The sequence below is a fragment of the Insulibacter thermoxylanivorax genome (genome assembly GCF_015472005.1).
Taxonomy (GTDB): domain Bacteria; phylum Bacillota; class Bacilli; order Paenibacillales; family DA-C8; genus Insulibacter; species Insulibacter thermoxylanivorax.
In genome coordinates this window covers 74,814-100,056 of record NZ_BMAQ01000021.1, presented here as the reverse complement: position 1 = coordinate 100,056, position 25,243 = coordinate 74,814, and the positions used below count along the sequence as shown (strand labels likewise).

The window sequence follows — 25,243 nt, the reverse complement described above, 5'->3', positions numbered from 1 at the left end:
TTCCTTCACTTCCTAACCATGATGACTAGCTTGATACTATTGTCAAGAGTAAAGGATTCTGCCGGGAAGCGCAACACATCCGATCAGAAAGTTCGACAATATCAGAGAAAATTAATCTTAATGGCCTAGTTCACTGATCTAGTCAGCAAGAACGAATCCAGTGTTTTTCCGCACTTAATGCGATGTGCTCCGGTGTATCCAGCAGATTCATCAGCACGTCCCTCAGAAACTCGGGCATATAGTATTCGATCTCGCGGCCGCGGCTTAAAGAGAGATAACCAAGGCCGAAGGTGAACATATCGATGGTCCCAACGACGACCTCTTGTTCATCGGCAAGTTCCTTGCCGCGGATCAGGATGCGCTGAATCTTGTGCATCTCCGGCTTCGCGTGGTCGACTTCAATCTGCAATCCTGACACACACAGGGTGCCGAGGACTTCACCGCGGAATCCATAGCCGCGAATCGGCATCGCCTGATATTCCCGCAGCAAAGATTGTTCCAAAGCTTCACGAATCTCACGGCCCGTCAGGATCATCTTACAGGGGTTGATCGGCGACGGGCAGATCTCCAGCAGCCTGCCGCGGGTCACAGCACCCGCCTCTAAACTGTCCAACAGCTGACCGGCATTCACAAGGCCGACCTCCGCTCCACACCACTCCTTAAGTCCGATCGCCAGCAAGTTGCCGAGTTCTGATTCTCCATACCAATCGATCGCCAGCCGCTTCGGGATCGTCGTCACCACTTGCCGCAGATTCTTCTCCGCGATGGTCCGGTAATGGTCGATGATCGCGAGGATCTCCCGGGATTCAGGATAGCCTGACGTCTCCTCGCAGGCGCCTCGGCAGGATACGATGCGCTTCGCATCATGATCATAGAAGATCTCCAATTTGCCGACATGGGTGCCGAACTTGCCCGCCCCGCAGATCGTCGTCTGCCCGATCACCAGCGGCTCTTCAAGCAGGTGATGGGTATGGGCGCCTAAGATGCAATCGATGCCGGGGATCACCTGCGCCATGCGTTTGTCATAATTGATCCCGAGATGGGAAACGACGACGAGGATATCCACTTGATCGCGCAGCTTAGCGACCAGCTGGGAAGTGACCGCATAGGGATCCCGGATATCCCAGCCGAGCAGTTCGTAAAAATCCGTAAAATCTATCGTCACACCGATGATCCCGATCTTGAGATTCCCTCTCTGGATGATCATAAATGGTTTCAGCCACGCCGGGATCTCTCCGCTGTCCTTAAGGTGCATATTGCTCCCGATTACCGGGAAGTCCGCTTGCTCATACAACCGTTGCAGGGTCTCGCGCGAGAAGGTCAGCCCTTCATTATTGCCCGGCACGGCCAGATCATACCCGGTTGCATTCATCACAGCGATATTCACCTGACCATCGCTGCCTTCTGTCTCCACATAAGCCCGATCCATATGATCCCCGCAGTCGATCACCAAGAGTTCATCAGCGGGTACTTCCCGGCGGTATCGTTCGATCAAGGAAGCAATCCGCGGCATCGGTTCAAAATGACTGTGTATATCATTGGTATGGAGGATCACTAATCTCTGCATCGATTCAGACATGCTCTCACCTTCCCCTATAGGAGCAGATTCAGCTCGGCTCCAGATGTATGGCTGATTCGAGATTCGAGATTCGTTCAGTGCTAATATTGATCTATTTTATCATATCTGTGACATAAATCTCAGCTTTCTTCCGATTCGCCTGCGAATATTCATATTAAAATTCTAAAAAGCCCAGTCTTCGGCTTCAAGACTGAGCTGTTCTGCTAAATATGCCTCTCCTGTCTCTCTAATGTTAATATTTTGTGTTCTGAACGGACGGTGGACGCACATATCAGCCGGATTCGCAAGAAGATCGAAGACGATCCCGCCCAATCGCGATACCTGCAGACCGTCTACGGGTTTGGATATCGATTTGGTGACCGCCCATGAAGATGCAATATCCGTGATCACGTTATTGGTGATCGGCACGATGATCTTCATAGCTGCTGCTCTCATGATCACATACGCTGTATCCAAGCGCTTAACCGCTCCCCTTCATCGACTATCGAACTGCTTCCCGTTCAGGATGAGGTCATCCGGCTTGGCGAGCTGGTGGAAGATCTCAACCTGCTCTCCAAGGCCCAAGTCGATCAGCTTCCCCTGGAGATGGAAGCCGTGGATCTTCCTGCACTGCTTGCGCAAATCGTCGATCGTCTCAGCAAAGATGCGGCGGCACGATCGATGTGGAGAGCAAGTCAGGCGAAGGGACTGCCTTCATCGTGAAGCTGCCGATCAAAGACACGGTTCCAGCAGAATGACGATCTCAATGAACCATGCAGAAGGATCTATCCTGCAAAGGAATAGAAAAAGACGCACTTGACCTGTATACCCAATACCATGCTTAAAAAAGTGTGGGCAATACATAAGTCAAGCGCGTCTCTAATCCTCTCAAAAACCCCGTATAATCAAGGTTTAACCAATGCTGCCTTCCATCTCAAACTTGATCAGGCGGTTCATCTCTACGGCATATTCCATCGGCAGTTCCTTTGTGAACGGTTCGATGAAGCCCATGACGATCATCTGCGTCGCTTCTTCTTCGGACAAGCCGCGGCTCATGAGATAGAACAGCTGCTCCTCCGAAACCTTCGATACCTTCGCCTCATGCTCGAGGGTGATGTTATCGTTCATGATCTCGTTGTAAGGAATCGTATCGGAAGTCGATTCATTGTCCATGATCAGCGTATCGCACTCGATATTCGACTTCGACCCTTCGGAGTTGCGGCCGAAGCTCGTCAGCCCGCGGTAGGTCACCTTACCGCCCTGCTTGCTGATCGACTTGGAGACGATCGTCGACGTGGTCTCCGGCGCCAGGTGGATCATCTTCGCACCGGCGTCTTGGTGCTGACCTTTACCAGCTACAGCGATGGACAGTACGCTGCCCTTCGCGCCGCGTCCCTTGAGGATGACGGCCGGATATTTCATCGTCAGCTTCGAGCCGATGTTGCCGTCGACCCACTCCATCGTCGCATTCTCTTCAGCAACGGCGCGCTTCGTAACCAGGTTGTATACGTTCGGCGCCCAGTTCTGGATCGTCGTATATCGAACGCGCGCATCTTTCTTCACGATGATCTCAACCACTGCAGAGTGCAGGGAGTTCGTCGTGTAGATCGGCGCTGTGCAGCCCTCAACATAGTGTACGAAGCTGCCTTCATCAGCGATGATCAGCGTCCGCTCAAATTGGCCCATGTTCTCCGAGTTGATGCGGAAGTAGGCCTGCAGCGGAATCTCCACCTTCACGCCCTTCGGAACATAGATGAAGCTGCCGCCGGACCATACGGCGCTGTTCAACGCTGCGAACTTGTTGTCCGTATAAGGAACTACCGTACCAAAGTATTCGCGGAAGAACTCCGGATGCTCCTTCAGCGCGGTATCGGTATCCATGAAGATGACGCCTTGGTCCTCTAGTTCCTTCTTCATGTTGTGGTAGACAACTTCCGATTCATACTGCGCGGAGACACCGGCGAGGAACTTCTGCTCTGCCTCCGGGATCCCCAGCTTATCGAAGGTTTCCTTGATCTCAGCCGGGACTTCTTCCCAGGTTCTTCCCCGCTTCTCCGCAGGTTTTACATAGTATTGGATATCATCAAAATCAAGATCATCTAAGTTGCCGCCCCAACGCGGAATCGGCATCTTGTTGAACTGTTCCAGTGACTTTAGGCGGAACTCCAGCATCCACTCCGGTTCATTCTTCTGAGCGGAAATCGTCCTTACGACTTCCTCGGTCAAGCCCTTACCTGTCTGGAACACCGCTTGGTGCTCATCGCGAAAGCCATACCGGTATTCGCCGAGCTCAGGCATCTTCTTAGCCATCGATCTCCAACCTCCTTGTATGCATTCCTTGTATGCACTATTCGTTAGATTCTGTCCGTACTTGCACGACGCCCTTGCGGAGCGCGTTCCATGCCAATGTTGCGCATTTGATGCGGGCAGGGAACTTGCTCACGCCCGACAAGGCCTCGATATCTTCATATTCAAACTCAGCCGGCTCACCTTGCATCAACGCTGAGAATTGGTCTGCCATCTGCAATGCTTCATCTAAGCTCTTGCCCTTGATCGCCTCGGTCATCATCGAGGCCGATGCCATGCTGATCGAGCAGCCTTCGCCGAGGAACTTTGCCGCTTCTACAACACCATCTTGCAACTTTAGCTGGAGTGTGATGCGGTCGCCGCACGTCGGATTGTTCAAATCGACATGCACGGAGTCGTTCTCGAACTGGCCTCGGTTGCGCGGATTCTTGTAATGGTCCATGATGACCCTGCGATATAGATCATCCAATTGCATAGTCGAAATACTCCTTTGGCTTGATCAGGCCTTCGGCCAAACGGTCGATGTCATCCTTGGTGTTGTACAGATAGAAGCTCGCTCTCGCCGTGGAAGAGGCCTTGAGCCATCGCATGAGCGGCTGACAGCAGTGATGGCCGGCTCGTATCGCGATACCGTAGGAGTCCAACACCGTCGCTACATCGTGCGGATGAATATCCTGCAGATTGAAGGTGACGAGACCCGCCCGCTCTTGGAGGGGGCCGTAGATGGTCAGCCCTTCGATCTCCTGCAGGCGTTCTACCGCATAGGCGGTGAGCTGTTTCCCGTGCTCATGGATGCGATCCAAGCCGATCTCCTCGAGGAAATCGATCGCCGCAGCTAATCCTACAGCACCAGCGATAATCGGCGTTCCGCCTTCGAAGCGCCACGGCACTTCCTTCCATGTCGAGGATTGGAGATCGACATGGTCGATCATCTCGCCGCCGAATTCGATCGGCTCCATGCGCTCGAGCAGTTCCATCTTTCCATACAGTGCCCCGATGCCCGTCGGCCCGCACATCTTGTGACCGGAAAAAGCGAAGAAATCACAATCGAGATCCTGAACATCCACCTTCATGTGAGGAGCGCTCTGCGCCCCGTCGACCACGATCACGGCGCCGTTCCTGTGGGCGATCTTCGCGATCTCCTTAACCGGGTTGGTCACGCCAAGTACATTGGACACATGGGTGACGGAGACGATCTTCGTCCGGCTGGTGATCGTCTCTTCCACATCGCTGAGCGAGATCGTCCCATCCTCTTGCAGCGGGATGTACTTCAGCGTCGCTCCCGTCTCCTTAGCCACTTGCTGCCAAGGGATCATGTTGCTGTGATGTTCCATCGGCGTGATGACGATCTCATCGCCTTCACCGCAAACCGCGCGTCCATAGCTCATCGCCACCAAGTTGAGCGCCGTCGTCGTCCCCCTTGTGAAGACGATCTCCTGCGCGGATCTCGCATTCAGGAAGCGCGCCACCCGCTCGCGAGCTCCCTCATAAGCATCCGTCGCCCGCGAACCGAGGGTATGGACGCCGCGGTGAACGTTGGAGTTGTCCAGCTTGTAATATTTCGTGATCGCCTCGATCACCGCGAGCGGTTTCTGTGAGGTGGCGGCATTGTCCAGATAAACCAGCGGATGTCCATTGATCTCTTGATGCAAGATGGGAAACTGTTCGCGAATCGATGCGTTCATCGACCGAGTTTCCTTTCGACCAGATCCTTGAGCTGTTCTTCCACCGCCTTGATCGGGATCAGGGTAACAACCGGCTCCAAGAATCCATAGATGATCAGTTTCTCCGCTTCATCCTTGGTCAAACCGCGGGACATCAGGTAGTATACTTGTTCCTTGTTCACTTGACCAACGCTCGCTGCGTGTCCAGCGGTAACCTCGTCCTCGTCGATCAAGAGGATCGGGTTCGCATCGCCGCGCGCCTTCGGGCTGAGCATCAGGATGCGTTCCGTCTGTTCGCCGTTGCAATGGGTCGCTCCGTGCTCGATCTTCGTGATGCCGTTGATGATCGCCGTAGCTTCATCTCGCATCACAGCGCGGGTGATCATATCGCTGTCCGAAGACTTGCCGAAGTGCGTCGCACGGGTCGTGATATTCAGGCGCTGATCGTCCGTACCGACACAGATCACCTTCGCATAGGACATCGAGCCGTTGCCGCGGAGGATCGAATTCGTATCCGATACCGCATCCCCATAGTTCAGCTCACCGATGATCCATTCGATGCGCGCGTCGTTCTCCAGGACGGCCCGGCGATAGGTGACGTCCGTCGCTTGATCATTGAAGTTATGGATCGAAGCGAAGCGCACCGCAGCACCGTTCTTCGCGAATACTTCCGCGATGCCGTTGTGCATCACGGCGCCCGTCGATGTACCGGAAACATAGTTATCTACATAGGTCACCGAGCTGTTCTCATCCGCTACGATCAGAACATGCGGTGCGAACAATGCCTCCGCGTCGTCCGAGAGGAACAACGCTTGGATCGGATCTTCGATCGTTACATTCTTAGGCACGTATAAGAACAAGCCTCCGCACCACAGCGCGGCATGCAGAGCGGCTAAGCGATGCTCATCCATCTTCACCGCTTGCATCAGATACGGCTTGACCAGGTCTTCGTGCTCGCGTGCGGCTGTCTCCAGGTCCGTCAGGATGACCCCTTTCTGCTTGAGCTCATCGCTTAAGCTTGTGTAGACCACCCCGGAATTGCGCTGGATCAGCAGTCCGCTCTTCGTCGAATCCTGAGAGATCAGGCCGCTGATCTCTGCTGGCAGGTCATCCAGCGATTCTACCTCGTTGATCTCTTTATATTCACCATATGAGTCGATATTCCAACGGTCGATCCGGGTCTTCTCCAGTTTCGGCAGATCCAGCGTACCGGCAAGATCCAAAGCCTTAAGCCGAAGCTCTGTAAGCCAAGCAGGCTCCTGTCTGTTCTTGGACAAAGCTTGGAGTGAATCACGGCCGACCGGAAGAGCTGCATTAAGTGTCGTCATCGTATCCTTCCTCCTCTAAGTCTTCTAGGTCGCTCCATTACGAGAAGCGAGGTGCCGTCGTATTCATCGGAACCTTAAATTCCTCTTCCTCTTGGCCCACAGTCTCGTCTACGATGCCGAGCTCTTCCTTAATCCAGTCATATCCTTCGGCTTCCAAGCGCTCCGCCAGTTCCGGACCGCCGGACTTCACGATTCTGCCCTGCATCATCACATGGACAAAGTCGGGCTTGATGTAATTCAGGAGACGTTGATAGTGGGTGATGATGAGGAAGCCGCGGTCTTCGCTGCGCATGCTGTTCACCGCTTCGGATACAACCTTCAACGCGTCGATATCCAGACCGGAGTCGATCTCGTCTAGAATGCAGATGCTTGGTTCAAGCATGAGCATCTGGAGGATCTCGTTGCGCTTCTTCTCACCGCCCGAGAATCCTTCATTCAGATAGCGGTGCATGAATTGCGGATCGATCTCCAGCGCCTTCATCTTCTCTTCCATCATGCGGATGAACTTGATCAGTGAGATCTCATTGCCTTCACCGCGCTTGGCATTGATCGCACTTCTCATGAAGTCAGCATTGGTCACGCCGGAGATCTCACTCGGATACTGCATTGCCAGGAAGATACCGGCACGTGCACGCTCATCGACTTCCATCTCCAGGACATCCTCGCCGTTCAGCAGAACTTGTCCTTCCGTAACCTCATACTTCGGGTGACCCATGATCGCAGAAGCTAGAGTACTCTTACCAGTACCGTTCGGTCCCATGACCGCATGTACTTCTCCACCCTTAACCTCCAGGTCGACACCCTTGAGAATTTCTTTACCTTCAACAGAAGCCTTAAGGCCGACTATCTTAAAAGTTGGTTTGCTCATGTGAAGTCCCTCCACAAAAAATATATTTTAGAATTATTCTAAACTGATTCTCATTGATTCTCAACATTTATTTTTCATTATAGACTTCTAATTGTCTAATAAGCAAAAAATATGGTGGTTAATTTCTTGCAAAACAGAAATTACCACTGCTTTGTGCTTCTTTCTCCCTGATTATGAAATTATAACCACACCCATAGTATGCAGCTTTTAATGCAATTACCATTATACTACAAGACGGAGACGAATGAAACAAGGCTGTTCCCGCCGAACAGAATCGGCTATACTAAGAACGTTAACCGCTTCGAAAAGACTGAACCAATGTTTATACATGTCCATAGAGGAGGCCTAACAACATGACCATATCGAGTTCCCGCCATGACGACCACGGCCTGCAATCCGTTCGCTGGGCAGGTGACCGCCTGGAACTCTTAGACCAGCGGCTGCTGCCCGAAGAGATCCGGTATCTGGAGCTTACAACGCCGGAACAAGTATGGGAAGCGATCCGCGAACTGGCCGTACGAGGCGCCCCCGCCATCGGCATCGCCGCCGCATACGGCATCTATCTCGGCATCCGTGATCGGGAAGAAGATCCTGCACGTCTGGCACAGGAAGTCAGGCGCATCGGCGATTATATGGCCACATCCCGGCCGACTGCCGTTAACCTGTTCTGGGCCATCGATCGGATGGTTCGATTAGCAGATAACTTGGCCGCCAGCTCCGCGGACGCCGAAGCGTTCCGCTCTGCTCTGCTGGAAGAAGCTCACAAGATCTTTCAGGAGGACGAGGAGACCAATCGGCTCATCGGTGAACACGCGCTGACCTTGCTTCAAGACAACATGGGCATCCTCACCCATTGCAACGCTGGAGGACTGGCCACCGCCAAGTATGGCACGGCGCTGGCCCCGCTCTATCTAGCGAAAGAACGCGGCTGGAATCTCAAGGTTTACGCCGATGAGACAAGGCCTGTACTGCAAGGTGCGCGGCTTACTGCCTTCGAACTGATGCAAGCCGGCATCGATGTCACGTTGATCACCGACAACATGGCAGGTTATGTGATGAGCAAAGGCTGGGTGCAAGCGGTCATCGTCGGCACGGACCGCGTAGCTGCCAACGGCGATGTCGCCAACAAGATCGGCACCTATTCCCTTGCGGTGCTCGCACGTGCCCACGGCATTCCATTCTACGTTGCTTGTCCGCTGTCTACGATCGATCTGAACACACCGGACGGCTCCCATATTCCAATTGAAGAAAGGCCGGAGCAAGAAGTCACAGAAGGGTTTGGCAAACGGACAGCACCGCAAGGGGTGAAAGTGTTCAATCCCGCCTTTGATGTGACCCCCCATGAATATGTAACAGCGATCATCACGGAGAAAGGGATCGTCAAAGCCCCTTACGAAGAGAACCTGCGCAAACTGTTCGAATCCTGAGGTCATAACAGAAGGCAATGCCCGGCATCTCCAAAGCATTGCCTTCACCATCGCTAACCTTCTAACGCATCAACCTCAGCGCATCCCTCCCTTTCATTCCGCTGTGTATACCGAGTCTCTCCGCTTCGAACGTCACATCACTTAGAGGACTATCCAAGAGATCTTCCCAAGTGCGAACACCGGCAGCTCTAGCTGCGATGATTCCACGTTCACGCAGCCTGCTGTTGAGGAGATCTACATCAAGTGCTCCGCACATGATATAACCTTTATCCGTTGTGATCATCACAAGATTCGTCTTGGGAAGTTTCACTTCGATGCCGAGCACGATCCCGTCATCCAGCGCGATCGGCTCCATTCGGATCATCTTGATCATCACCCTCTCCTGCATGATTAATGTAGCATATGAGAGGAATTTGCCGATCGTGTAGACGACGCTTGAATATCCGCTCGTGCAATAGATATAATACTCTATGCTTATTCTCTTTCAGATAAGTTCAGTCCGCGCCTTGCCAAGCCGGTCGACTGTACTTAGTTCTTTTCTCACGTACAAAATCTGCCCCATTTGGAGGATACAGTTGGAGGATACACATGATGAGCGATCAGAACATCAGAAGCGAAAGTTACAGTCACATGGTGAACATGATCGAGGAGGCACGAATTCATGGTAAACTAGTTCGTCTATCCATCGTCAAAGGCCGCGGTGTCCAGATGAACATTCCGTGCAAGATCTTAAATTTCGACGAAGAATCCCGTAATCTTGCTGTTTACCATGTCGATGACAAACAAGTGCATATCGTCAATATGAATGAAATCGATGATTTTATCATCTCATCATAAAACCAAAAGCGCGCAGCGAAGTGAATCTCACTTAACTGCGCGCTTATATATACGCTCTGTACCGTCTGCAGCGGTGAGCACGAGATGCTCATCGCCGAGAAGGGAGAGATAGAGATCCTCTGGGCGGCCGGCGAGCCGAATCAGCAAGTGATCCCTGGCAGCATACCGCACGGTAAAATAACCGGCTTCTCCATCACCGAACTGCATCGATCCCCGCTTGCTGCCCAGCCCTCGAATGACGAGGCGCATGCCATCCTCATCCAGCCACGTTCCAGCGACATCAGCGATCCGCAGCGCGACCTCGGCAAGCAGCCTTTCGCCGTAATAGATCCAATCATACGAGTGGGCATCATTCAGCAGCATCGTAGAGCGAGATTCCTGGTCCCAAGCGGTGATCCGCCCCTCATGCATACCGATGAGGTAACGGTCATCATAGAGCCAATGGCTGAATCTCGCAAGGAGTTCACTGCCTTCCGTTGTATGAAGAAGCGTCTGTCCAGAGGAAGTCGTATAGACCAACTGCTCGCCATAGTATCCAACCCACCGCACCTCTTCCTCCGTTTGGACAACAACAGGCTCCGCGGGGGCTGCCGCACCGTCACAACGGCTGTCTTGCTCGCCGCTTGTTATGGTCACCAGCTTCCCATCTGCCAGCACGGCAGCAACAGCGCCGCTTAACGGGGATACGGCATAGTGGCGGACGGGTCCGGCGGCTTGTTTGGAGAACTCGGCATTCAGATCATAGACATGCAGGTATTCATCAGAGAGATACCAGATCCGGCGGCGGCTTTCATCCCAGAAGTAGTCGCCCGCCTGTTCAGCCAGCTGGCGGACTTCACCGCCGCGATCCCATAGCATGAGTGAACCTGTGCCTTGTTCGGGAACATAGCGGTTCAGATACAGCAGCCTCTCTCCGCCGTCTATCACAGCGGCTGCTCCCTCCAACCCGGAAGGGATGCGGAAGATCGTCTCCTCGCCGTCCGTGATGAGGCCATCCTCCACGCGCTGAATATAGACATAAGCGGGATCAGCGGCATAGCCTGGATCGGAGGCAGCCGACACGGATACGGCCCCTTCTGCAAGCAGCTGCCCCTCTCCTGTGTGGTCATAAGCGTACACCGAACCATCCTCACGAAGGGCGATGATACGATCCGGCAGCGGCACGACGTGCGAGATCTGATCCGCCAAGATGCGTTCCGAAGCGCCGAAGGTCTTCAGGATCAACTCCTGCTTCTCTGTAAGCGCGAAGATCCGCCTTCCCTGATCGATGAAACCGTAGACGTAAGCTTGGATTCCATCCATTATTTTGTAGGGCTGCTGATCGGGGGATGCATAATATAAACCGGCATCTTCATCCATGAACAGCACATGGCTTTCATAGATACGATGGCTGCCTGGAAGGACGTGCTCAGCGATCAGCTGCGCTGCTTGCCCCGGCACTTTCATATACAAAGAAAAAGAGGATCGATCCTTCGAATCCTCTTCGCTTCCTGAAGTATAGAGCCACAGCACCGCTTGATCCGCATAGCGGTCACCCGCTCGCTGAGGTGTATACGCACAAGCGGCAAGGATCGTGATGATCATATGGAACAGGATAACCGATCTTAATATCTGCAATAATCTCATGGGTTCTCCTTTGGTCGACGGCAAGATTGCCGCACAACTTCTTGTTATCATGGAATGACCTTCCTGCGTCGGAATTCATCATTAGTCTTGCTCCGTCTTCCCCGGAGCATTCACCTGATGCATAGGCGCACAGGTTGAAAACCGCAGGATAAACCCTAACACTATTCGCCATAAAGCGACACTTTTCCTGCTGATCATCATGAAAGGTTTCATGAACGCTGCTTCTTCGCCGGCCAGATCGACAGCACCAGCATCAGCCAGCCCAGGATGAAACTGAAACCGCCGAAGGGTGCGATCATCCCGAAGGAGCCGATCCCCGTCAGACTTACCGCATACAAGCTGCCGGAGAACAATACAACGCCTGCCGTAAACAGCACCCCTGCCCACTTGATGCGGTGCGAATCGATCGCCGAATGGCTGCTGAGGACGGCTGTCAGCACCAGGGCGATGGCATGGATCATCTGATATTCCACACCGGTGTGATACGTGTCGAGCGCTTGTTCTGACAGGAACCTCTCCAGGGTATGTGCGCCGAACGCACCGAGGGCGACCGACAGCATGCCGAGGATGCCGCCGATCGTGATATAGGTTCTAAACATCCCTTAACACCTCCACAGAGGACCGAGCATTAGGTTTCCACCGTTTCCTTGGCTTGCCCATCCTGCTGCTCCTTCTGTGCTTCCAGTTCTTCTGCATGGACATAATCGTACAACACATCATGCACGCTGTGCTCCCACATAGGAACTCCGCTTCGATAAGCAGAACGGGCAAGCATATGACTGCCGATGGGAGAAGCGAGGAAGAGAAAGATCATAGCTAAGATCAATCGCCAATCAGAATGGCCTGTCTCGAATAGAAAATACAAAAATGCACCGAACAGGGTAAGCAGCACTCCAAGGGTGGTAGTCTTGCTTGCCGCGTGATTCCTGTTGTAGTAATCCGGGAAACGCAAGATTCCTATACTTCCGAACAAACTGATCATAGCACCGCTGAGGATGAAGATGATGACGATCCAGTCACCCGTTGTTTTCATGATTTGGGTCATATTCGATGGCCACCCCTCTCTCCAGGAATCTTGCAAACGCGACCGTCCCTATGAACGACATGACGCCGATCAGCAGCATGAGATCCAGATAGACATAAGTCCGTGAGATCATCGACCAGATCGCAATGAGCGCAATCAGATTCGTGCCGATCGCGTCGAGGCCAAGGATGCGGTCTGGAGGATAGGGTCCCTTTATGATGCGGACGAAAATCCCCAATACAGCGATGGTGATGATGACCATAGCGGTGTACAGTACCATTTCCATCATCTAACGTGTCACCCCCATTATGGCTCTTTCCAGACTGTTTTTGAGATCGGTTGCCAACTTCTCCGCATCATCGATATCCATAGCATGGATATAGACCGTGCTCTTGTCCAAGGAGACTTCAATCGCCACCGTGCCCGGTGTCAAGGTGATCATGTTGGTAAACAGCGTGATCTCCAGATCCGTCTTCATCGTCGTCTTCAATGCCACGATCCCTGGACGAATAGCCAGTTTACGGCGAAACAGGTGACGAAGCACATCGATATTCGATATGATCATCAACTTCATGAATACGTAGAATAATCTGATGCAGGCCCAGACCTTCCTCAAATAGAGAGGCTGATCGAAGAATCTGCGAAACACAACCAGCGGCAAGATACCGACGACGTAGCCGATGAATAAGCCGGCCAAAGTCCAGTCGCTGTTCAGGAACATCCAGACGAAAGCCAATAGAAAATTCAGTACGATCTGTCGCGCCATGTTCCATCTACTCCTTCAGTACCGCATCGATGTACAGTTGCGGATTCAACAGCACATCTCCGGCTTGATCAATATAAGGATGCAGCAGTTCTGCACCGAGCCCGATGAAAACCAGCAAGATCAAGAGGGCGGCCCCAGGCACCAAAGCCTTCTTGGATGGTTGTACGGCGGATTCGTGAATCTCCTGTTCCTCTCCCCAGAAAGCATTCATGAAGATTCGCACCAGGGAAAGGATGACGAATAGACTGCTTGCCAGACCGATCCCCGTCAGCAGATATTGCTCGGCCGCCAATCCGCCTTCCACGATCAACAGCTTGCCGACGAAACCGCTCAGCGGAGGCACGCCGATAATCGCCAGCGCCGTGACGAAGAACATCCAGCCGAGCGCAGGATGGCGTCGAATCCAGCCGCTCATCTGACGCGTATCCTCCGTTCCCGCAGCCTTGATCAGGAGTCCGGCCAGCATGAAGATGAGCGTCTTAGCGATCATGTCATGCAGCAGATAATAGATCACGCCGCTCTGTCCCGCTTCCGTCGCCGTGGACAATCCGAAGCCGAGGAAACCGATCGAAATCACGATATTGAAGATCAAGATCCGGTTTACATCACGGTAAGCAAGAGCTCCGATCGCACCGAAGACCATCGTCAGGCCGCTCATCCAAGCAATCATAGTATGGGTAATGCCTGGATCGTGATAGAAAATCAGCGTGAATGTGCGTACGATGGCATAGACGCCGACCTTCGTAAGCAGCCCGCCGAACAAGGCAACGATCGCTGCGGGCGGCACCTGATAGGAGCCCGGCAGCCAGAAGTACAGGATGAGACCTGCTTTCAGCGCGAACACGATCAAGAGAAGGATCGCGATCACCGTCAGGATACCGCCCTGACTAACCTCCGCTACCCGCTGCGACAGATGAGCCATATTCAGTGTACCGACGGAACCATAGAGATATGCAATCGCTGTTACAAATAAAGTCGAAGAGAGCACATTGATCAGAACGTATTTGAGCGATTCGCGCAGCTGTCTCTTCTCGCCTCCGATTACGATGAGTCCGTAGGAAGCGACCAGCATGACTTCGAAGCAGACGAATAAGTTGAAGATATCTCCCGTTAAGAAGGAACCGATCACACCGACCAGCAGGAATTGCACCAAAGCGTAATAATAGTGCCGCTCCCGCTGCTCCTCAATCGTATAGAACGAATAGAAGATACATGCAGCACCGATGAGTGCCGTGGTCAGGACAAGCAGTGTCGCAAACATATCTGCGGTGAAGGTAATCCCGAAGGGAGCTTCCCAGCCGCTCATGTTCAGGATCTGAACGCCGTCCAGGCGGACATTCTGCACAACGGATGCGGCGATGAAGATATTGATGATCGAGCTGACGCCGCTCACCCAGCGGACGAGCTTGCGGTGTCTATTGATAAATATAAGTACGATACCTGTTAGAAGCGGAATAAGGAGTGGCAGTACGATTAAGTTATTACTCATCTTCTTGTCCCCTCAACTGTTCCATATCATCCGTATTAAGTTCCTTATAAGATCGGTATGCAAGTACCAGATAGAACGCCGTCACTCCAAAGCTGATGACGATCGAGGTGAGGATGAGCGCCTGCGGCAGCGGATCCGTATAAGCCGTTGTATCCTCATTCAGGATGGGCGCAGCCCCCGTCTTCAGTCCTGCCATCGTCATGATCAGCAGATGGAGCCCATGCGTCATAAGCGAGCATCCCAGGATGATCCGCAGGGTATTGCGGCTCAGCACCAGATAGGTTCCCGTCATGAACAATACGCCAATGACTATCGACATGAGAATCTCCATCTACACATCCTCCCCGATCGTTAAGATGATCGTCATCGTTACGCCGACGACGGTCAGATAGACCCCAAGGTCGAACAGCGTTGCCGTCGCAAGTTCCGTCTCCCCGAGGATAGGCAAGTGATAGATGCCGAAAGTATGCGTCAGGAACGGCACATCGAAGATAAAGGAACCGACCCCCGTCAACACAGCGATCAGCAAGCCGGCGGCTGTGACGAGCCGATAGTTGAGCGGCAGCAGCCTGTACAGCACCTTCGTGCCGAAGGCTACGGCCACCAGGACGAGCGCCCCGGCAGCCATCAATCCGCCGATAAAGCCGCCGCCGGGATTATTATGGCCTGACATGAAGATGAAAAAAGAAAACATGATGATGATAAAGGACAGCCATTTGGATCCCGTGCGAACGATCACATCATTGCCCCGCATGGTTTCTCCTCCTCTTCGCCGTATCTGTATCGGAAGTATTGGATGCCGCTCTTTCGCCTCGCTTATGCAGAGCACCTCTGAGGGCCGCCGGCGGATTCAACATCTCTGCGCGCAGTTTGATCATCGTGAAGATGCCGAGAGAGGCGATGCCCAGCACCGTGATCTCCAGCATCGTATCGAAACCTCGGAAGTCAACCAGAATGACGTTCACGATATTGTGCCCGCCGCCGAGTTCAAAGCTGTTCTGCACATAGAATTCCGAGACCGAGTCGAACAAGCGGGCGCCGCTCGCCGCAAGCGCGGTGAGCGTCACGATCAGACCGACGCCTATGGAGATGAGCAAGTTGCCGATGCGAACGCGCCTGGATGACACTTCCTGCTTGAGCTTAGGCAGATGGTAGAAACAGAGCAGGAACAAGGCGACGGACACGGTCTCCACGACCATCTGTGTCAACGCTAAGTCCGGCGCTCTGAACAGGACGAAGAACAGGGACACCAGATAGCCGACGGAGCCTGTGAAGATGATGAGGGCGATGCGTTCGCGAGCGAAGAGCGAAGCGATCGCTGCGGCCATCACAACGGCTGCCAGCGCTGCATCATAGATCGTGATCTCGGCATAGCTGCCCTGACCGATATAGCGGAGGGCATCCGTACGGAACAACATATATCCGACAACAGCGATCATGAAGCCGAAGATATAGACCAGATAGTCCCGCACCGATCCGGTCATGTAGCCGCGCGTAACCCGTGCGGAGAATCGATCCAGCCCGCGCAGACCGCCGTCATAGAGCGCATTTAAGGAGAGCTTCTTCGGCAGCCTTCCGTACAAGCCCTGCCAACGGCGAAATTGCCAAAACAGCAAACCTCCGATCACCACGACGCCGATCGTCATGAGCACCTCCGTCGTCGGTCCGTGCCAGTGCGTGATATGAACCCCGAATTGTTCCCCAGGCATGACGAACTGCGGGAAGATCGAAGCCAATGCCGGTTCGATCAGACTGACGGATACGAGATTCGGGAACAGTCCGAAGATCACGACGAGCGAGGCCAGCACCGCCGGCGGAATCAACATGCCCAGCGGCGCCTCGCGGGGAACCTTCGGCAACTCTCCCGCCTTGCGCTTGCCGGTGAACGTATGGAACACGAAGATGAAGCTGTAGATAAAGGTAAACACGCTCGCGATCCAGGCGATAACTGGGATGAGAACCCCCCAGGTACCCATAATGAAGATATCCATCCGTGCGGCATTCAGCACACCGCTGAAGAACATCTCCTTGCTGAGGAAGCCGTTAAACGGCGGGATCCCCGCCATCGAGAAGGCGCCGATGATCGCAAAGGTGAAGGTGATCGGCATCAGCGAAGCGAGACCGCCTAAACGTCTGATATCCCTGGTGCCGGTTTCCAGATCGACGATCCCCGTAACCATGAACAGCGAACCCTTAAAGGTTGCATGGTTGATGAGATGGAAGACCGCGGCAGTCATCGCTGCGACATAGGGCTGCGATGTTGTTCCATACCCGTAGTAAAGCGCAGCGGAGCCGATTCCGATCAAGCTCATGATCAGTCCAAGCTGGCTGACCGTCGAGTAAGCAAGTATTGCTTTCAGGTCCGTTTGTTTCACCGCTGAGATCGAGCCCCAGAACAGCGTGATCAAACCGAAGCTCATGATGAGCCAGAACCATTCCGCTGTACCGCCGAATACCGGGGTTAAGCGCGCCGCCAGGTAGATCCCTGCCTTGACCATGGTGGCTGAGTGAAGATAAGCGCTGACAGGAGTTGGCGCTTCCATCGCATCGGGCAGCCAGATGTGGAATGGAAACTGGGCTGACTTTGTAAAAGCACCGAGCAGGATCAGGATCAATGCAGGCAAAAACCACGCATGACCTGTAACTGCTGCCGCATCAGCGATGATCCCGCGGATGCTGAAGGTGCCTGTCATGCCGTACAGCATAACGAAGCCCGCGAGCATAGCCAGTCCGCCGAACATTGTGATCAGCATCGATTTCAGCGCGCCGTAGCGGGATTTTTCACGTTCGTACCAGAACGCAATCAACAGGAAGGATGAGATGCTGGTTAATTCCCAGAACCCGTAGAGGACGATCAGGTTATCGGATAATACGACGCCGAGCATCGCTCCCATGAACATCAGCAGATAGACGTAGAATTGGTGAATCGCTTCCTTCGTCTTGGACAGGTAGAAGATCGAATACAGGATGACCAGACTGCCGATTCCCGTGATGAGCATTGCGAACAAGATGCTGAGACCATCCGCATACACGGTAAATTCCAATCCGAGGGAAGGAATCCAAGGCCATGAATAGGAAGAGATGATCCCTTGGCGAACATCTCCTAAATGTGAAGAAATTAGCAGAAATAATAAAACGGGAATAGGAAGAACAAACCATCCGGTGTGGATGCGTTTGATCGATTTGTAGAGCAAAGGTACGAGTACAGCATAAGCGAATGGCAGGAGTATTGCTATATGAAGCAAGACCATCTGACAACCTCCGTTTCACACGACGAACTAGTACTTTGAGCTTGTGCGTTTCCTACCAACACATGGAACACGGATTGGATTATTAAATTATTTTTGAAAGTAGTGTTTCATGAATAAGAACTCACTGAGGGTTCGTGGGGGTTGACTAAATCTATATGATTGCAAAAACAGCCATTATTAACTTTAACATTGGTCGGTATATGGAAACAAGTTTTTGACGAGATTATGAATGGAGTAAGCAATTCGGCCAACGACTATATTTATTGGAAGTGAATATCAATTGATTAAGGAACCGACAGCAGCCAGCCAATCCCTTCTCCGCAAAGCCGTCTGCTGCCTCATCCTGTTCGCCGTACTGCTCGCTTGGGGAGCAGCAGCGAGCCGACAACTGCAAGAACCCCGCAAACGACTCATCATCAACCATTCCTTCAGCGATCTGCTGGATCCGGCGCCTAAGCAGTCCCGGATGCTGCGGACACGGTTATACGAAGAAGAGGTTTATCTCTATTTGCCGCGGCAATACGTGCGAGTGATTCGCACACAGCGTGCTGCGCCTTAGTCCATGTCCCCGAATCCGCATTAGATCACTCGATATTGACACTCAGACGCCATCCTTGGTGACTCGGGGCTTCCCCATCCATCCTGCGGCCGTTACCCTTGTCCTGACTCTCCAGCATTTAGGCTCATCCCTGCCGAAGATCTGCTCACATATCCGTCTGAATCGTGAATATATTTATTGGTAATATTCGATCTATCCATGGGGGTGTCGGTATGTCAGAACCTTTGTTTGTCGTATCCAAGGACGACTGGTCTCTACACCGCAAAGGGTATCAAGATCAAACCCGTCACCAACAGAAAGTGCGCGAAGCGCTGAAACGAAGCCTGCCCGACCTCATATCGGAGGAGAATATCATCCTGTCCGATGGACGCAAGATCGTGAAGGTTCCCATCCGCAGCCTGGATGAATTCAAGTTCCGTTATAACTACAACAAGCGCAAACATGTCGGCCACGGAGACGGCGACAGCAAAGTAGGAGATGTACTTGGTTCGGATGGTTCTGCTTCCAGAGCTCCCGGCAAGGGGGATTCCGCCGGTGATCAACCCGGGTTGGACTATTATGAAGCGGAAGTGAATCTCGAGGAGCTCGAGAATCTGCTGTTCGAAGATCTGGAGCTGCCCAATCTGAAACCCAAACCGCAGCAGGATATGGAGGTCACCGAAATCGTCTTCAATGACATCCGCAAAAAGGGCATCCAGACGAATATCGACAAGAAGCGCACCTTATTGGAGGCAATCAAACGCCGCGCCCGCGAAGGCCATGCGGCACTCACCATTACGCCGGATGATCTGCGGTACAAGACGTGGTCGGAGGTCCGCAAACCCCATTCCAATGCAGTGATCATCGCGATGATGGACACGTCGGGGTCGATGGGCCAATTCGAGAAGTATGTGGCGCGCAGCTTTTTCTTCTGGATGACGCGGTTCTTAAGGCATAAGTACGAACATGTCGACATCGTATTCATCGCCCATCATACCGAAGCCAAGGAAGTGAGTGAGGAGGAGTTTTTTACCAGGGGCGAAAGCGGCGGCACGATCTGTTCAAGCGCCTATGCCAAGGCCATCGAGATCATCGATTCCCGCTACCCGCCTGACCGCCATAATATCTATCCCTTTCACTTCTCAGACGGGGATAATCTAACTTCGGACAATGAGCGCTGCGTTCGCTTTATCCATGAATTGATCAAACGCAGCAACCTGTTCGGCTACGGAGAAGTGAACCAATACAACCGCAGCAGCACGTTGATGTCCGCATACCGCCACATCAACGATCCGGGCTTCCGCCACTATATCATACGCGAAAAAAAGGAAATCTACACAGCCCTCAAAACCTTCTTCTCCAATCAAAGCGCTGAGGTCCAGCAGCGACCATCATGATAGCCAAAAGGAGTTGGTCGATATGATCTTGATCGCCGGGTCAGCGGCGCCCGTTGACACGAGTTCGTGGCCGCCGCTGGCGCGAGAGATCTATGAGTTGAAGCGAAACAGCCCCTTCGTCTTCGACTACGCTTCCCTGCATCATCTTCGCTTCGAGATGATCCTGCGGGCGGAGATTGTACAGGCGGCCAGAGCGTTGAATGACAGCGGGATGGTGTTTGCCACCTTCGAGGAGGCCCGCTGCAACGACATGTATTGGCAGCTGACGCCGCTGGGCGGCTGTCAATTAAAACCCGGGATCAGCCCCTCGGTCGCCATCCGCGATATATTCAGGAACGGCCACCTATATGCAACAGAATGCGCGACCGCGATCCCGATCGTCTATTACAAAGCCGTTCTAGAAGCCCTCGGCGACGTCCAATTCAATCGGCTTTTCCAGAACTTGCTCCTCTACAGCTGGAATTTTGACAGTGATCTTGGATTGATCCAAGAGCGAACAAGCGTGGAGCGTGCCTTCCCTGGTGATGTGCTGTACTTCGATAACCCCGACCATCATCCCGCTTCACCGGAATGGCAGGGCGTGAACGTGGTGATGCTCGCCGATGATCTCTTCTATGGACATGGAGTCGGCATCGCATCGAGCAGAGAGATCATCCGCGGGCTCAATCGGCTGCGCCGCCCCTTCAGCATGATCTCAGCCTACTTAATGGATCTGATCGTATATCCAGACTTCCTGTACCTGTCTAGATTCGCGCCCTCTGCGCCGCTTCAGACCAGATTTGGCCCGCCGGACCGGGTGCCCTGGCTTGCTGCACCGCTGCAGCCCTACAGCGCGGTCATCCCGCCGAACTTCACCGCCAATCCTTGGTTATCCCTGCCTGTTACCAGCGCGGTACACAGCTCACCGCGAATTCGTGCCAGGGTAGGCCGCCGGCGGTACATCTGCTGATCTGTGTGCGTCCGTTCGGCTTCTGCTGCTAATACCAACAGCTCTTGTCACCAAGTTTGTCAATGTCATTGTACATAATTTTCCGAACGTTCGTCTATGTTGATTTTGGCTCCGTCATGCTCGCATTCGAAGCCGCGGCGCACACGTCTTTTTCCGCATCCCCAGTAACAGAGACCTTACCTGAGCAGATCAACCATCCGGATGAATCACAGGTGAATCACAGGCGGGATTTGCTATTTGCCAGACTCCCGTCGGCTTCGCCCAATACTTCACCGATGGAGCGATGCAGCGTAAGATCGGCCATCGGATCAAGCGGAGTCGGTTCACGATTCACGATGACGAGGTGTGCCCCTTGCTGCTTCGCAAGGACGGGGAACTGATTCGCAGGACTTACGGTCAGCGATGAACCCAGCACGAGGAACAGATCCGCCTTCTGCAGCAGCTGTTCCGCCAGCTCCAAGGCCTCCTGGGGCAGCATCTCTCCGAACAGGACGATATTCGGTCTGATGAAACCGCCGCAGGCGCAAGCTGTGCGCGACAGAGGCGGCAGATAATCCTCACAGGCATAACGCCTGCCGCATGCCATACAGCGAAGGGTGCCGAGATCCCCGTGCAGCTTGGCGATGTTCTTCGTTCCGGCCTGTTCATGGTAGTTTTCAACATTCTGCGTGATGATGCCCTTCACGATCCCCGCGGCTTCCCACTTCGCCAAGATGCGATGACCTTGGTTTGGCTGAAGTTTCAGCATCTCTTGGATCCGCCATTGATAGAAGCGGATGAATTCATCCCGGTTCTTCTCCATCGCCGTCGTCGAAGCCAATTCCATCGGATCGCGGTCATTCCACATCCCGCGGTCGAAGGAACGGAAATCCCGGAGACCGCTCTCCGTGGACATGCCTGCGCCGGAGAAGATCACGATATTCTCCGCTTCTCTTATCCACTCAGCAAGCACCATGCTCCCCCCTCGAATCGATTCTCGATATTTTGCTATGTTGTTATTTTGCCATGTTTTTGCTTCCTGCACCATACGGTATTTCTGCAAAAGGAATCACTTGGCCTTATTCCTTAACCTGAGCCGGCAACATCCACGCTCCGCGAGGAAAATCATACAGGATTGTCAAAATATGACGAATGTATTATTGTGTGTGTAAGAAGTTCTGAGAAGAGGAGGAGGGAGCCCCATATGAACAAACTTCTAAACACCATCGGCGTGATCATCCTGATCATCGGTTTTTTTTCGGGACTCTTCATCGGCAGTTATAACGGTTGGTTTATAGGTCTAATGTCGATGGTATTAACGTTCTTCTCTGCCGTGATCTACTTTGTCTTAGCCTATCTCGTTCAACTGGTGGAAGATAACAACTTCTATCTCAGACATCTCTACAACAAAGCCCGATCCGAGGAACTGAAGAACTTGCCGGACAGCCGGGGCAATTCCAGGTCCAGTCTGGATAAGATACGGGGATACACCTTCAAGGGTATCGATTAAGCCAACTTCACCTGACTCATGCCGCTTATGCCGCAGTTGTTCTCATCCGCGGTTTTTCCTAAAGCACATAACCCCTCAGCCTGCGAATATATTAGTGACAACGAAGACCATACCGCTTAGGCGATGAGGAGGAGTGCACGCGATGAACGCTGATGAGATCAAGGAACTTGAACGGGCGATCCACGAGATCACGGAGATCGCCCAGGGATTTGGTCTGGATTTCTATCCGATGCGGTATGAAATCTGCCCCGCGGACATCATCTATACCTTTGGCGCTTACGGCATGCCGACGAGGTTCAGCCATTGGAGTTTCGGCAAAGCTTTCCATATGATGAAACTGCAATATGATTACGGGTTAAGCAAGATCTATGAACTCGTCATCAACTCCAACCCCTGCTATGCTTTCCTCTTGGACGGCAATTCCTTGATTCAGAACAAGATGATCGCCGCCCATGTGATGGCTCACTCGGATTTTTTTAAGAACAATATCCGCTTCTCTAAGACCAACCGCGAGATGATCGAGAGCATGTCCGCCACTGCTGAGCGCATGCGCCAATATGAGATCCAATACGGCGCGGAGAACGTGGAGAAGTTTCTCGATGCGGTGCTCGCGATCCAAGAACATATCGAGCCGGGACTCATCAAGCCGTACCGCCTGGTGTATCCTCAGGGCGAGCCCGCGCCGCCTGCGAAGGCACAGACTAAGCCAACCAGCGGTTATGAGGACTTATGGGCGCTGGACCCCGATGATGAACAGCAGGCGGCCGAAAAGCAGGAGAGCTTGGAGGAGACGCCCAAACCTTTCCCGCCCCGACCGGAGAAGGATCTCATGTGGTTCATCCAGGAATATTCAACGGAGCTGACCGATTGGCAGCGGGATATCATGACGATGCTTCGCGACGAGATGCTGTACTTCTGGCCGCAGATCGAGACGAAGATCATGAACGAAGGATGGGCCACTTACTGGCATCAGCGCATCATGCGGGAGATGGATCTGACGAGCGAGGAGACCGTGGAGTATGCGAAGCTGCATGCCAGCGTCGTGCAGCCCTCCCGGCATTCGCTGAACCCGTACTATCTCGGCTTGAAGATCTTCGAGGATATCGAGAGGCGCTGGGACCATCCTACGAAGGAAGAACAGCGCAGGTACGGACGTAAACCGGGCCAAGGACGGGAGAAGATCTTTGAAGTCCGCGAGACCGATTCGGACATTTCATTTCTTCGCAATTATTTGACGAAAGAACTCGTGAAGGAGATGGATCTGTACATCTTCGAGAAGAAGGGACCGGATTGGACGATCACGGACAAATCCTGGGAGAAGGTACGCGATCAGCTCGTCTACTCCCGCGTGAACGGCGGATTCCCGGTCATCGTCGTCGAGAACGGGGATTACGGCAAACGCGGCGAGCTGTATCTCGTGCACCGCTACGAAGGGATCGAGTTGGACATCCGGTATGTGGAGAAAACCCTGCCCTATGTCTATCGCTTATGGGGAAGGCCGGTCCATCTGGAGACGGAAGTGGAGACGAAGAAGGTCTGCTTCTCCTATGACGGCACCAAATCCCACCGCAAGTTTCTAACCTGATCATATATGAAGGGGCTGAGGCGCTTCCCGGCGCGCTCAGCCCCTTGTCTTGTTAGTGTAATGCCGGTTGGATGAAACTGTTTTGTCAGGCTGCTTGGCCCCTCGGTTTCTCCTTGGAGAGGAACCAGCCGGCGGCAGCGATCACGATTACAACAGCCCAGAAGATCGTGTTCCAGATCGGACCTTCTACGAATTCTTGGGCGATGATATGCACCTCTGGATGAGCAAGGGTGTGCATGAGCAGCTTCACCCCGACCCAACCGACCAGCACCATCGCTGCCGTCTCCAGGCCAGGCCGCTGTGTAAGCAGCTTGACGAAGAAGCTGGCCGCGAACTTGATGACGATCAGCCCCGCGATCGCTCCCAACACGATGACGATGAACTGCGCTCCGTCCATGCCGCCGATCGACATCATCGGTGTATCCGGCAGGGCGATGACCAGAGCGACGGCTGCCAGGATCGAGTCGATGGCAAAGGCGATATCGGCAAGCGCGATCTGCGCGACGGTCATGCGGAAGCTCGTTTTCTTGACTTCTTTTTCTTTGGTATCCCTCTTCAGCAGATGCTTAATGGCAATATACAACAGATAGGCTGCACCAATCGCTTGAATCTGCCATACATGGAACAGGAACGAGATGATGAAGATCGCTCCGATGCGAAAGACCATGGCCAGGATGAGACCTAGATTGATCGCTTTTTTCTGTTGCCGCCCAGGCAGATGTTTGGCAAGAACAGCCAGTACCAGCGCATTGTCAGCCGATAATAATCCTTCCAGTGCGATTAAGACGAGTAACGTCCAGCCGTATTGCAAGATCATCGATAGTTCCATAGTTCCTCCATCATTCCCTTTATCTTAAATCATTATTCTCTCTGTACGGAACCAAAGTTATCACCTTGTCAATGTAAGATTCCCCTTTCCTTGAGTTCTTCATGCACTTGATTATGTAGGGCTGCATGATGCAAAAATGACCCTTACGCGCAAGGTAAAGGTCATCAAGAAATCAAAAAAAAGACCTTTACCTGCGCGGGTAAAGGTCTCGCTTACAACTTACGTTGCCAACATAGCCGGAACTAAAGCGTTCGTAATGACGACTATGTTGAGGAAGCTACTCCCCTTTATTGGAAGTCATTTCAATTGTC

At 53.1% G+C, this 25,243-nt stretch carries 26 protein-coding genes and 1 pseudogene; 9 read left to right on the top strand and 18 right to left on the bottom strand.

Annotated elements, in window-relative coordinates; genetic code table 11:
• Positions 1-142 precede the first annotated feature (142 nt).
• The gene (locus tag PRECH8_RS09590; RefSeq protein ID WP_200966882.1) at positions 143-1,579 is read right to left on the bottom strand and encodes a bifunctional metallophosphatase/5'-nucleotidase; all 1,437 of its coding nucleotides are present in this window, start codon (positions 1,577-1,579) and stop codon (positions 143-145) included.
• 249 nt (positions 1,580-1,828) lie between these two features.
• Here PRECH8_RS09590 and PRECH8_RS09585 point away from each other — a divergent pair.
• Both PRECH8_RS09585 and PRECH8_RS09580 read left to right on the top strand, forming a co-directional pair.
• Positions 1,829-1,948 (top strand): annotated as a pseudogene (locus PRECH8_RS09585) (winged helix-turn-helix domain-containing protein); the annotation flags it as partial.
• A gap of 162 nt (positions 1,949-2,110) precedes the next feature.
• Positions 2,111-2,281, top strand: coding sequence for a hypothetical protein (locus PRECH8_RS09580; protein ID WP_200966881.1), 171 nt, complete (start codon positions 2,111-2,113; stop codon positions 2,279-2,281).
• A gap of 189 nt (positions 2,282-2,470) precedes the next feature.
• Here the strand turns inward: PRECH8_RS09580 and sufB are convergent, their stop codons facing one another.
• The 5 genes from sufB to sufC are packed head-to-tail and all read right to left on the bottom strand — an operon-like array spanning position 2,471 to position 7,725.
• Positions 2,471-3,868 carry a Fe-S cluster assembly protein SufB gene (gene sufB, locus PRECH8_RS09575; protein ID WP_200966880.1) on the bottom strand — a complete coding sequence of 466 codons (1,398 nt, stop codon included), beginning with the start codon at positions 3,866-3,868 and terminating at the stop codon, positions 2,471-2,473.
• A 37-nt stretch (positions 3,869-3,905) separates the two neighbouring features.
• Entirely contained in the window at positions 3,906-4,340 is a 435-nt protein-coding gene (gene sufU, locus PRECH8_RS09570) for a Fe-S cluster assembly sulfur transfer protein SufU (protein ID WP_200966879.1), read from the bottom strand.
• A complete protein-coding gene (locus PRECH8_RS09565) occupies positions 4,327-5,550 on the bottom strand; it encodes a cysteine desulfurase (protein WP_200966878.1) in 1,224 nt (407 codons plus the stop codon). Before PRECH8_RS09565 ends, sufU begins: the two co-directional genes overlap by 14 nt.
• A complete protein-coding gene (sufD, locus tag PRECH8_RS09560; protein ID WP_200966877.1) occupies positions 5,547-6,857 on the bottom strand; it encodes a Fe-S cluster assembly protein SufD in 1,311 nt (436 codons plus the stop codon). Before sufD ends, PRECH8_RS09565 begins: the two co-directional genes overlap by 4 nt.
• A 37-nt stretch (positions 6,858-6,894) precedes the next feature.
• Positions 6,895-7,725 (bottom strand): Fe-S cluster assembly ATPase SufC, encoded by an 831-nt coding sequence (sufC, locus tag PRECH8_RS09555; RefSeq protein WP_200966876.1) that lies wholly within the window; start codon positions 7,723-7,725, stop codon positions 6,895-6,897.
• A gap of 353 nt (positions 7,726-8,078) precedes the next feature.
• On the opposite strand from sufC, the gene mtnA reads away from it, so the two are divergent.
• Positions 8,079-9,152, top strand: a complete 1,074-nt coding sequence (gene mtnA, locus PRECH8_RS09550; RefSeq protein WP_200966875.1) for an S-methyl-5-thioribose-1-phosphate isomerase — start codon at positions 8,079-8,081, stop codon at positions 9,150-9,152.
• 61 nt (positions 9,153-9,213) lie between these two features.
• On the opposite strand, the gene PRECH8_RS09545 is transcribed toward mtnA, so the two are convergent.
• A complete protein-coding gene (locus PRECH8_RS09545; protein WP_200966903.1) occupies positions 9,214-9,516 on the bottom strand; it encodes a YunC family protein in 303 nt (100 codons plus the stop codon).
• 227 nt (positions 9,517-9,743) lie between these two features.
• Here PRECH8_RS09545 and PRECH8_RS09540 point away from each other — a divergent pair, with 227 nt between their 5' ends.
• A complete protein-coding gene (locus PRECH8_RS09540) occupies positions 9,744-9,989 on the top strand; it encodes a hypothetical protein (protein WP_200966874.1) in 246 nt (81 codons plus the stop codon).
• 27 nt (positions 9,990-10,016) lie between these two features.
• On the opposite strand, the gene PRECH8_RS09535 is transcribed toward PRECH8_RS09540, so the two are convergent.
• The 9 genes from PRECH8_RS09535 to PRECH8_RS09495 all read right to left on the bottom strand — a co-directional run bounded on the left by PRECH8_RS09535 (position 10,017) and on the right by PRECH8_RS09495 (position 18,145).
• Positions 10,017-11,615: a hypothetical protein gene (locus tag PRECH8_RS09535; RefSeq protein WP_200966873.1), complete on the bottom strand. Its 1,599-nt coding sequence runs from the start codon at positions 11,613-11,615 to the stop codon at positions 10,017-10,019.
• A gap of 209 nt (positions 11,616-11,824) precedes the next feature.
• Positions 11,825-12,214: a DUF423 domain-containing protein gene (locus PRECH8_RS09530; protein WP_200966872.1), complete on the bottom strand. Its 390-nt coding sequence runs from the start codon at positions 12,212-12,214 to the stop codon at positions 11,825-11,827.
• A 29-nt stretch (positions 12,215-12,243) separates the two neighbouring features.
• Positions 12,244-12,660 carry a monovalent cation/H(+) antiporter subunit G gene (gene mnhG / locus PRECH8_RS09525; RefSeq protein WP_200966871.1) on the bottom strand — a complete coding sequence of 139 codons (417 nt, stop codon included), beginning with the start codon at positions 12,658-12,660 and terminating at the stop codon, positions 12,244-12,246.
• The gene (locus PRECH8_RS09520) at positions 12,632-12,928 is read right to left on the bottom strand and encodes a Na(+)/H(+) antiporter subunit F1 (protein ID WP_200966870.1); all 297 of its coding nucleotides are present in this window, start codon (positions 12,926-12,928) and stop codon (positions 12,632-12,634) included. The genes mnhG and PRECH8_RS09520 overlap by 29 nt, the downstream gene beginning before the upstream one ends.
• A complete protein-coding gene (locus tag PRECH8_RS09515; RefSeq protein ID WP_200966869.1) occupies positions 12,929-13,405 on the bottom strand; it encodes a Na+/H+ antiporter subunit E in 477 nt (158 codons plus the stop codon). It lies immediately after the preceding gene.
• 7 nt (positions 13,406-13,412) lie between these two features.
• Complete coding sequence (locus tag PRECH8_RS09510) at positions 13,413-14,894, bottom strand: Na+/H+ antiporter subunit D (protein WP_200966868.1); 1,482 nt, start codon at positions 14,892-14,894, stop codon at positions 13,413-13,415.
• Complete coding sequence (locus tag PRECH8_RS09505) at positions 14,887-15,225, bottom strand: Na(+)/H(+) antiporter subunit C (protein WP_200966867.1); 339 nt, start codon at positions 15,223-15,225, stop codon at positions 14,887-14,889. The genes PRECH8_RS09510 and PRECH8_RS09505 overlap by 8 nt, the downstream gene beginning before the upstream one ends.
• Complete coding sequence (locus tag PRECH8_RS09500; RefSeq protein ID WP_200966866.1) at positions 15,226-15,648, bottom strand: Na(+)/H(+) antiporter subunit B; 423 nt, start codon at positions 15,646-15,648, stop codon at positions 15,226-15,228. It lies immediately after the preceding gene.
• The gene (locus PRECH8_RS09495) at positions 15,635-18,145 is read right to left on the bottom strand and encodes a Na+/H+ antiporter subunit A (RefSeq protein WP_200966865.1); all 2,511 of its coding nucleotides are present in this window, start codon (positions 18,143-18,145) and stop codon (positions 15,635-15,637) included. Before PRECH8_RS09495 ends, PRECH8_RS09500 begins: the two co-directional genes overlap by 14 nt.
• Positions 18,146-18,425: 280 nt before the next feature.
• Here PRECH8_RS09495 and PRECH8_RS09490 point away from each other — a divergent pair, with 280 nt between their 5' ends.
• From PRECH8_RS09490 to PRECH8_RS09480, 3 genes are all read left to right on the top strand, one after another.
• Complete coding sequence (locus PRECH8_RS09490; RefSeq protein WP_200966864.1) at positions 18,426-18,704, top strand: hypothetical protein; 279 nt, start codon at positions 18,426-18,428, stop codon at positions 18,702-18,704.
• 212 nt (positions 18,705-18,916) lie between these two features.
• On the top strand, positions 18,917-20,080 hold the full coding sequence (gene yhbH / locus PRECH8_RS09485) for a sporulation protein YhbH (RefSeq protein ID WP_200966863.1): 1,164 nt from the start codon (positions 18,917-18,919) through the stop codon (positions 20,078-20,080).
• A gap of 22 nt (positions 20,081-20,102) precedes the next feature.
• A complete protein-coding gene (locus PRECH8_RS09480) occupies positions 20,103-21,029 on the top strand; it encodes a protein-glutamine gamma-glutamyltransferase (protein ID WP_242457516.1) in 927 nt (308 codons plus the stop codon).
• Positions 21,030-21,246: 217 nt separating this feature from the next.
• On the opposite strand, the gene PRECH8_RS09475 is transcribed toward PRECH8_RS09480, so the two are convergent.
• Positions 21,247-21,981 (bottom strand): NAD-dependent deacylase, encoded by a 735-nt coding sequence (locus PRECH8_RS09475; protein WP_200966862.1) that lies wholly within the window; start codon positions 21,979-21,981, stop codon positions 21,247-21,249.
• Between the two features lie 231 nt (positions 21,982-22,212).
• On the opposite strand from PRECH8_RS09475, the gene PRECH8_RS09470 reads away from it, so the two are divergent.
• Positions 22,213-22,518, top strand: a complete 306-nt coding sequence (locus PRECH8_RS09470; protein ID WP_200966861.1) for a hypothetical protein — start codon at positions 22,213-22,215, stop codon at positions 22,516-22,518.
• A 142-nt stretch (positions 22,519-22,660) separates the two neighbouring features.
• The gene (locus PRECH8_RS09465; RefSeq protein ID WP_200966860.1) at positions 22,661-24,103 is read left to right on the top strand and encodes a SpoVR family protein; all 1,443 of its coding nucleotides are present in this window, start codon (positions 22,661-22,663) and stop codon (positions 24,101-24,103) included.
• Between the two features lie 85 nt (positions 24,104-24,188).
• Here the strand turns inward: PRECH8_RS09465 and PRECH8_RS09460 are convergent, their stop codons facing one another.
• The gene (locus tag PRECH8_RS09460) at positions 24,189-24,932 is read right to left on the bottom strand and encodes a TerC family protein (RefSeq protein WP_200966859.1); all 744 of its coding nucleotides are present in this window, start codon (positions 24,930-24,932) and stop codon (positions 24,189-24,191) included.
• Between the last annotated feature and the right edge of the window lie 311 nt (positions 24,933-25,243).